We start from the raw sequence: 957 nt of genomic DNA on the forward strand, positions 1-957 counted from the left end.
ACAGGCTTACTACACGCTGATGGACCTGAATTGCCCGGCGGCCGCGCTCAACGAGATGGAGCGCCAGATGGGCCTGTCCGAGGACGTGCTGCGTTTCCTGACCATCAAGGTCGAGGCGCATGAGGAAGGCCCGTCGGCCATGATGCAGAAGCGCGAAGAGCGCTCGGAACGCGGCGGCTTCGGCGACCGTGACCGTGGCGATCGTGGTCCGCGTTCGTTCGGCGATCGTGATCGCGGCGACCGTGGCGATCGTCCGCCGCGCTCGTTCGGCGACGCCGGTGCCGATCGTGGTCCGCGCCGTCCGCGCGAAGGCTTTGAAGGGGGTGCAGAATAATGGTCGACATCAATCAGATCCCGACCCGGCGCCCGTTCCATCGCCGCCGCAAGACCTGCCCGTTCTCCGGCGCCAACGCGCCCAAGATCGACTACAAGGACGTGCGTCTGCTGCAGCGCTACATTTCTGAGCGCGGCAAGATCGTGCCGTCGCGCATCACCGCCGTCAGCCAGAAGAAGCAGCGCGAACTCGCCAAGGCGATCAAGCGCGCCCGCTTCCTCGGCCTGCTGCCCTACGTGGTTCGCTAATATCTCAAATGCGGGCGGTTCGCCGCCCGCTCTTTCCCACGGCGACGGGCGCCGCAGGGCCGAACATCAAATCCCGGGTTGAGGTCAAAACCTCTAACTGCCGCAACAGGCAGGACAGCGACACCAGCGCCAAAGGCGCTCAAGCTTCCTGACCTGTTCCCAAGACATTCGGCGTCGATCTCATCGATCGATTGGCGCCCAACCGAAGGAACAAAACCATGGACGTCATTCTTCTCGAACGCGTTTCCCGTCTCGGCCAGATGGGCGATACCGTCAAGGTCAAGGACGGCTTCGCCCGTAACTTCCTGCTGCCGCAGGGTAAGGCGCTGCGCGCCAACGAAGCCAACAAGAAGAAGTTCGAAGGCCAGCGCGCCC

General features: G+C 63.8%; 3 protein-coding genes. All 3 read left to right on the top strand.

Going from position 1 to position 957, the window contains the following annotated elements:
* Positions 1 to 334: 30S ribosomal protein S6 (locus EN984_RS35985; RefSeq protein ID WP_164765985.1), on the top strand; the 334-nt coding region annotated here is incomplete at its 5' end.
* Positions 334 to 582, top strand: coding sequence for a 30S ribosomal protein S18 (gene rpsR, locus EN984_RS35990; protein WP_006203718.1), 249 nt, complete (start codon positions 334 to 336; stop codon positions 580 to 582). The genes EN984_RS35985 and rpsR, both read left to right, overlap by 1 nt.
* 218 nt (positions 583 to 800) lie before the next feature.
* Positions 801 to 957: 50S ribosomal protein L9 (gene rplI / locus EN984_RS35995; protein WP_127384425.1), on the top strand; the 157-nt coding region annotated here is incomplete at its 3' end.

The sequence above is a fragment of the Mesorhizobium sp. M7A.F.Ca.CA.004.12.1.1 genome, assembly GCF_003997835.1.
GTDB lineage: Bacteria > Pseudomonadota > Alphaproteobacteria > Rhizobiales > Rhizobiaceae > Mesorhizobium.